8 protein-coding genes, 1 tRNA gene, 1 pseudogene and 1 riboswitch are annotated in these 7,307 nt (G+C 39.9%); all 10 genes and pseudogenes read left to right on the top strand.

The features are described 5' to 3' along the window. On the top strand, positions 1-225 hold a 225-nt coding region (locus tag G593_RS21670; RefSeq protein ID WP_155961859.1), incomplete at its 5' end, for an IS66 family transposase. A gap of 233 nt (positions 226-458) precedes the next feature. Next, positions 459-1,793 (top strand): NADP-specific glutamate dehydrogenase, encoded by a 1,335-nt coding sequence (gdhA, locus tag G593_RS0118020; RefSeq protein ID WP_005339209.1) that lies wholly within the window; start codon positions 459-461, stop codon positions 1,791-1,793. Positions 1,794-2,032: 239 nt separating this feature from the next. Further along, a complete protein-coding gene (locus tag G593_RS0118015) occupies positions 2,033-2,329 on the top strand; it encodes a hypothetical protein (protein ID WP_005339212.1) in 297 nt (98 codons plus the stop codon). A gap of 15 nt (positions 2,330-2,344) precedes the next feature. Further along, positions 2,345-2,626, top strand: coding sequence for a hypothetical protein (locus tag G593_RS0118010; RefSeq protein WP_029732576.1), 282 nt, complete (start codon positions 2,345-2,347; stop codon positions 2,624-2,626). After that, entirely contained in the window at positions 2,623-2,754 is a 132-nt protein-coding gene (locus G593_RS21180; RefSeq protein ID WP_005331475.1) for a hypothetical protein, read from the top strand. The genes G593_RS0118010 and G593_RS21180 overlap by 4 nt, the downstream gene beginning before the upstream one ends. 11 nt (positions 2,755-2,765) lie before the next feature. After that, positions 2,766-4,148, top strand: a complete 1,383-nt coding sequence (locus G593_RS0118000) for an APC family permease (protein WP_005339214.1) — start codon at positions 2,766-2,768, stop codon at positions 4,146-4,148. A gap of 137 nt (positions 4,149-4,285) precedes the next feature. After that, positions 4,286-6,103 (top strand): ATP-dependent zinc metalloprotease FtsH, encoded by a 1,818-nt coding sequence (ftsH, locus tag G593_RS0117995; protein WP_029732575.1) that lies wholly within the window; start codon positions 4,286-4,288, stop codon positions 6,101-6,103. A 269-nt stretch (positions 6,104-6,372) separates the two neighbouring features. Then, a tRNA-Met gene (locus G593_RS0117990) sits at positions 6,373-6,446 on the top strand. 93 nt (positions 6,447-6,539) lie between these two features. Further along, positions 6,540-6,615, top strand: a riboswitch (cyclic di-GMP riboswitch). A gap of 129 nt (positions 6,616-6,744) precedes the next feature. Further along, positions 6,745-7,011, top strand: coding sequence for a hypothetical protein (locus tag G593_RS0117985; RefSeq protein ID WP_029732574.1), 267 nt, complete (start codon positions 6,745-6,747; stop codon positions 7,009-7,011). Next, a pseudogene (tnpA, locus tag G593_RS21665) lies at positions 6,972-7,301 on the top strand (IS200/IS605 family transposase); the annotation flags it as partial. The gene G593_RS0117985 and the pseudogene tnpA, both read left to right, overlap by 40 nt. Positions 7,302-7,307: the final 6 nt, after the last annotated feature.

Below are 7,307 nucleotides of genomic sequence, written 5' to 3'. Positions count from 1 at the left end.
CTTTTATTTATGTACGATTTTTCAGTCCCTTTTGACAATAATATGAGCGAAAGGGATTTGCGAAAAGTGAAAAATCGGCAGAAGATGTCTGGTGGTTTTAGAAAAGAAAGTGGAAACGAAATGTATTGTTCGATTCTCACTATTGTAGAAACGTTAAAAAGAAGAAATCTCGGATTAATAGAAAATTTAAAGAAACTTTTTGTTGGAACCCCGGCTATTTTTTAGCCGGGGTAGGGGTGTTGGGTCAGTCGGAAGGCTGAACTGTTACTAAAAATAACATTTTTTTGCAAAAAAATCTTGTGTTATAAAGTAAAATACTTTACAATATTAAAGGACAAAAGCGTCGAAGGAGAAGAACGGTTTTGCCGTCCTTCTTTTTTTGAATAATGAATGCAAATAAATCAAGAAATATGGCGCTTTAAATTTCATAATAACATTTTTTCAGGAGGTACAAAGGTATGTCATATGTTGATGAAGTACTGGAAAAAGTAGTGGCAAAGAACCCTGCTGAGCCAGAATTCCACCAGGCAGTAAAAGAAGTATTGGAATCATTGAGAGTGGTAATCGAAGCAAACGAGGAGAAATTCAGAAAAGACGCTTTGCTTGAGAGACTGGTTGAGCCTGAGAGACAGATCAAATTCCGTGTTCCATGGGTAGACGATAATGGACAGGTTCAGGTAAATACAGGTTACCGTGTACAGTTCAACAGTTCAATCGGACCATACAAAGGAGGCTTACGCCTTCATCCTTCCGTAAACCTTGGAATCATCAAATTCCTTGGATTTGAGCAGGTATTCAAGAACTCACTGACAGGTCTTCCAATCGGAGGAGGAAAAGGTGGTTCTGATTTCGACCCTAAGGGAAAATCCGACAGAGAAGTTATGGCATTCTGCCAGAGCTTTATGACAGAACTTTGCAAATATATCGGTGCTGACACTGACGTTCCGGCCGGAGATATCGGAACAGGCGCAAGAGAGATTGGATATATGTTTGGTCAGTACAAGAGAATCCGCGGAGTATACGAAGGTGTACTTACAGGTAAAGGATTAAGTTACGGTGGATCTTTAGCAAGAACAGAAGCCACAGGTTATGGACTTCTGTATCTGACAGAGGAACTTCTGAAACTCAACGGAAAAGATATCAAGGGTATGACAGTTGCAGTATCCGGTTCCGGTAATGTTGCAATCTACGCAACACAGAAGGCTCAGGAGCTTGGAGCTAAGGTTGTTACAGTCAGCGATTCTACAGGCTGGGTATATGATCCAGAAGGAATTGATGTTGCAGCTCTGAAAGAAATTAAAGAAGTAAAACGCGCAAGACTGACAGAGTACAAGAACTATCGTCCGAACTCAGAGTATCATGAGGGACGTGGCGTATGGTCTGTAAAGGTAGATTTGGCTCTTCCATGTGCAACACAGAACGAGCTTCACTTAGAGGATGCAAAACAGTTAGTAGCAAACGGTTGTGTAGCTGTATGCGAGGGTGCTAACATGCCTACTACATACGAGGCAACTGAGTATCTGCAGGAGAACGGTGTAATCTTTGCACCTGGAAAAGCAGCGAATGCCGGTGGTGTTGCTACATCTGCTCTTGAGATGTCACAGAACAGTGAGAGACTTAGCTGGACATTCGAGGAGGTTGATGCAAAACTGAAGAACATCATGGTAAATATCTGCCACAACATGGTAGATGCTGCAAAACGTTACGATATGGAAGGTAACTACGTAGCAGGAGCTAACATTGCAGGATTTGAGAAAGTTGTAGATGCTATGACAGCTCAGGGAATTGTATAAAAAACACTAAAATATTTGGAAAGTCCCGGATTTACGGGGCTTTCTTTTTGCATAACAGGAATTTTATTTCCTGTTATGCAAAAGTCTCCGGCAGAATCAGTACTTTATGTTCAAAAGATTTTCCACTTATTAAAAAAGTAATTGAATTTTATGCAAAAAAGAGTATAATATAAACGACTAATGTTATCATGATAACATTGAAAAGCGTGCGGGAAATTTTATACAGAAAGGATGAAAAAATGGGATCAAAAATGGAAGTGTCTGAGGCGGAAATCCAGAAAGTCTACCACAGGGATTGCATTCTTCTGGCAGGGTTTGCAATATTTATGTGGTGTATTTTAAGTACGATATTACGACAGGCTTTACAGGTAGCGGGAGATTCGACTACAAGAACAATTATGATTTGTATTGCGTTGGTGACTGGAAGTGCATTGTCCCTCGGACTTTTTGCAGTTTACAGACACTTAAAAAGAAACAAAGATGTGATTTATAAAGAGGATCTTGAAAATTTGAAATTGCAGAAGAAAGATGCGTAGCAGGAGTGGCAGAAGATGGAAAATAAAAAAGAGACGAAAAAAGAAAAAATAATGCAAGTGATAGATGTGTTTTTCGTAATGATCCTATGCTTTGTGGTTTTGCTTGTGACGATGCTTTTTCAAAATCTTGCAGGTGTCAAGGAGGCAGGAAAAGCATATGTGATCCAGGCATCTACACTGGTGCCGGTTGTAGTTGCGCTGGCAGCATATGTAACATTTCTTGTGAAAAGAAGCAAAAAAGATTTAAAGGAAATTATTGAACTGGAATATAGCGAAAAGGAGCAGGAACAGGTATGAGCATATGGACAATTATAAATATTGCAGCATGGGTATTATGTGCAGTATTTCTTTATTTGATTTTGAGTGATCTGATAAAAGTGGAAAAAAGGAACAGAGAAGAGAAAAAGCTTGAAAAGAAAGACTAAGAGGCATACTTATGGAGAAAGAAAAGACAAATGAAAAGAGTCAGGGACTTTCGAAAGTTCTTGGACCAATGCATATCTGGGCTCTTGGAGTAGGAATTGTACTTGTTGGAGAGTTCATGGGATGGAATTTTACGGTCGCAAAAGGAGGATCGATTGGTTCTGTTATTGCACTTTGGACGGTAGCCATGCTTTATGTCATGATTGTGATGATGAATACGGAGATGGGTTCTGTCATGCCGGAGGCAGGCGGACAGTATACAATGGCGAAATATATGCTTGGACCTTTAGCTGCATTTAACGTAGGGCTGATGCTTGTGCTGGAATATGCAATGCTGGAAGCAGCCGATGTTCTGGTCGTCGGACAGATACTTGAATCATTGAACCCGAATGTGAAAGCGCTGCCGTTTATCATATTAAGTCTGCTTGTGCTGACATATATGAATTACCGTGGTGTCTATGCAACCTTGACCCTGAATTTTGTGATTACGGCAGTTGCATTTGTGACGATATTTATTTTATTGTTTTCAACAAGTTTTTATGATCCACAGATGACTTTGATTAATTTGAAAAAAATGACAGATGGACTTCCATATGGTTATCTTGGAATTATTGCAGCCATGCAGTTTGCAGTCTGGTTTTTTCTGGGAATCGAAGGAGGAGCACTGGCGGCAGAAGAATGCAGGTCTACCAGCAGAGCTCTGCCACTGGGAACTATGATAGGTTTGTCTGTGCTGCTGATTGGTGCTACTACAACATGGTTTGTGTGCTCAGGTCTTGTCCCGGCAGAAAAGCTTGGTGAGTCTGCATATCCGTTGTATGACGCGGCATTGGCAACTGGAAAATTATATGTTATCATTGCATTGTTTGTTGGTACGATCATGGCGTGTCTGGCTTCAGCAAATGGCTGCATTAACGATGCAAGCAGAGCTTGGTTTGCAATGTCCAGAGATGGGCTGATCCCGCCTATATTTGCAAAGACACATCCGAAATATAAGACACCGTACCGGGCAACTGTATTTTTACTGCCGATATCTATGGCATTTGCATTTACAGGAATGTTGGATCAGGTTGTTACATTTTCTATATTTTCAGCGTTGATAGTATATGTGCTGACAGTGATCATGATGTTCCGGTTCCGGAAAATGTATCCCCTTGGAACGATTGAGCGTGGATATGTTGCACCAATCCATCCGGTACCTGCATTGATCGCAGCAGTGTTGATCGGTATAACGCTGCTGGGTATGTATCTGGGTTATTGGATAAATATACTAGGCGGAGTTGCTTTTTATTTCCTGGCATCTGTCTGGTTCTTGAAAAGGAGACTGAAGTTTATAGATAAATCACAGTTCTTAAAAGCCGGTACTCAGAAGTGGCCGAAACCGAAGGAATTATAATCGGAAGATTGTACTTTAATATTTTTATTTTACGAAATTCATACAATTTTCATAATATAAAACTGGAATAATCAGACAAAAACTGTTACCATATAAAAGAAAATTGAATTCGATATTGACAGAATGGAGGAATGATTATGGAACAAGTGAAACGGCCGAAAAAACCGTTGATGTTTTATTATACGATTGTGCTGATTATCCTGATATTATTTAACATTATTGCGATGCCTTACATAAAGGAAAAGCAGATCAAAGATGTAGATTATGGAACATTTATCTCTATGACCGAGAAAAAGGAGATAAAAAAAGTAGAATTGCAGCAACAGGATAATACGATCTTATTTACAGGAAAAGACGGGAAGACTATTTACAAAACGGCGATGGTCAATGATCCGGATCTGACGAAACGATTATATGAAGCGGATGTTTCTTTTTACGGAGAAGAAATTGATCAGTCATCTCCGATCCTGGTTAATATTTTATCCTGGGTGCTTCCAATCTTGTTTTTTGTGGCATTGGGAGAATACATGTCCAGAAAATTGATGAAGCGGGCTGGTGGGGAAAATGCCATGTCTTTCGGAATGGGAAAAAGCAGTGCGAAGATTTATGTGAAATCATCCGAGGGAATCCGTTTCCGTGATGTTGCAGGTGAAGATGAGGCGAAAGAGAATTTAAGCGAGATTGTAGAATATCTTCATAACCCGGCCAGATATAAAGAAATCGGAGCATCGATGCCGAAAGGAATTCTTCTTGTAGGACCTCCGGGAACAGGTAAGACGATGCTTGCAAAAGCAGTTGCCGGTGAGGCAAATGTTCCATTTTTCTCCATGTCCGGTTCTGAATTTGTAGAGATGTTCGTTGGTATGGGTGCATCAAAGGTGCGTGATCTGTTCCAACAGGCAAAAGAAAAAGCACCATGTATTGTGTTTATTGATGAGATAGATGCAATCGGTAAGAAGCGGGATGGACAGATAGGTGGAAATGATGAACGTGAGCAGACCTTGAATCAGTTGCTGACAGAGATGGATGGATTTGAAGACAACACGGGCGTGATCATTCTTGCGGCAACGAACCGTCCAGAATCCCTGGATCCGGCTCTTTTAAGACCGGGACGGTTCGACAGACGTGTGCCGGTAGAACTTCCTGATCTGAAAGGAAGAGAAGATATCCTGAAGGTTCATGCAAAAAAAATAAAAGTTGGTGATAATGTAGATTATAATAAAGTGGCACGTATGGCTTCCGGAGCTTCTGGAGCGGAACTTGCTAATATTGTAAATGAAGCAGCACTTCGTGCAGTTCGTGACAACCGTAAATTTGTAACGCAGGAAGATCTGGAGGAGAGTATTGAGGTTGTTATCGCCGGATATCAGAAGAAAAATGCGATCCTGACAGATAAAGAAAAGCGTATTGTGGCATATCATGAAATCGGGCATGCGCTTGTGGCTGCAAAACAGACTAATTCAGCTCCGGTACAGAAGATTACCATTGTTCCCAGAACGTCGGGGGCTCTTGGCTATACGATGCAGGTCGAGGAAGGCAATCATTATCTGATGACAAAAGAAGAAATCCTGAATAAAATCGCGACTCTTACAGGAGGAAGGGCAGCGGAAGAAATTGTGTTTGGTTCAGTCACGACGGGAGCTTCCAATGATATTGAACAGGCAACCAAGCTTGCAAGGGCTATGATCACAAGATATGGAATGACGTGTGATTTTGATATGGTTGCAATGGAAGTGCAGACGAATCAGTATCTGGGCGGAGATTCTTCCCTGACCTGTTCGGCAGAGACGCAGACAAAGATTGATGAGAAGGTTGTGGAAGTTGTTCGAAGTGAACACGAAAAAGCAGCTGGAATATTGATGGAGAACAGAGAAAAACTGGACGATCTGGCAAGGTATCTGTATGAGAAAGAAACGATTACAGGAGAAGAATTCATGAATATTTTAAACGCCTGATCAGGAAGAGGAGTGAATATACTCGGTGAGAATGTGCAGGAGTTCGGGAAAATATATCTACGAGGTAAAAACGGATTCCACGCACAGACTCACTTTTTCTTTTGATTATCTATTGGAACACCGGTATTTACTGATGCGAGGGACGGAATAAAAGATGGAATTTTTGCAAATGTAGAAAAAATTGAAAAATTTTAAAAAATATGTTGACGAAAGTAGAATCTTATTGTAAACTTAGTAGGCTGGTTCAAGAGAGCAGCGAATATAAATATGGCGGGATAGCTCAGTTGGCTAGAGCACGCGGTTCATACCCGCGGTGTCGCTGGTTCAAATCCAGTTCCCGCTACTTGGAAAGAGAATTCACATTGTGTGTTCTTTTTTTTATACTCTAACATAGAAAAATATGGACATGAGAAAATAAGAAGTGCTATAATTAAAATAATATTTTGGGCAAAACAGACGAAAGTCTGCGACGCAAAGCTATAGGACCTGTAAAATGGTAGCCAGTTGTAAAAAAAGAATGTACACTGTCTATTTTAGATGGTGTTTTTTATATAATCTGTTAATACGAAACTATTAGTAAAGATAATTCATGAATTAGTGGAAAACAATTTCACAAGGGAGAGCATATTGAAAAAGAAAAAATGGAACAGCTTCCGAATATCAATGTTGAATTTGTAGTAGGCAATAATGACCTGGATTTCTACAAGTTTCTTAAGGAAAACGGTGGATTGCCGGATATTATAACTTGCTGTCGTTTTTCGCTTCACGATGCAAGTCCTCTGAAGGACAGTCTGATGGATCTTTCTACAACCAACGTGGCAGGTGCTGTCTATGACACATATCTTAATAATTTTATGAATGAAGATGGAAGCGTAAACTGGCTTCGAGACAGATATCAGATGATATAAAGCAGTATTCATATGAGATATGTCAAAGGAACAGTGTTATTATCAGATATATGGAAACGGATAAAGACCATATTCATTACATGATAGAGACAGGACCAACAATGTCTATTAGTAAGATTGTAAACCTGATGAAGAGCTATACAACATACCATATATGGAAAAGATATCCCCAATATTTACGAAAACAATTTTGGAAAGAACATACCTTTTGGACAGATGGATATTTTGCATGTAGTGTAGGAAAGGTATCGGAAGAAATGCTGAAAAGATATATAGAAAATCAAGGTTGAGAAAGA

The sequence above is a fragment of the Dorea sp. AGR2135 genome (assembly GCF_000420885.1).
Classification (GTDB): domain Bacteria; phylum Bacillota; class Clostridia; order Lachnospirales; family Lachnospiraceae; genus Dorea; species Dorea formicigenerans.
The sequence above is the reverse complement of the archived record's forward strand: the minus strand, read 5'-3'. Positions and strand labels throughout refer to the sequence as shown.

Excerpts from the sequence above, each read along its gene's own strand:
- ftsH (WP_029732575.1), top strand. The coding sequence starts at position 4,286 with ATGGAACAAGTGAAACGGCCGAAAAAACCGTTGATGTTTTATTATACG.
- G593_RS0117985 (WP_029732574.1), top strand. The coding sequence starts at position 6,745 with ATGGAACAGCTTCCGAATATCAATGTTGAATTTGTAGTAGGCAATAAT.
- gdhA (WP_005339209.1), top strand. The coding sequence starts at position 459 with ATGTCATATGTTGATGAAGTACTGGAAAAAGTAGTGGCAAAGAACCCT.
- G593_RS0118000 (WP_005339214.1), top strand. The coding sequence starts at position 2,766 with ATGGAGAAAGAAAAGACAAATGAAAAGAGTCAGGGACTTTCGAAAGTT.
- G593_RS21180 (WP_005331475.1), top strand. The coding sequence starts at position 2,623 with ATGAGCATATGGACAATTATAAATATTGCAGCATGGGTATTATGTGCA.
- G593_RS0118010 (WP_029732576.1), top strand. The coding sequence starts at position 2,345 with ATGGAAAATAAAAAAGAGACGAAAAAAGAAAAAATAATGCAAGTGATA.
- G593_RS0118015 (WP_005339212.1), top strand. The coding sequence starts at position 2,033 with ATGGGATCAAAAATGGAAGTGTCTGAGGCGGAAATCCAGAAAGTCTAC.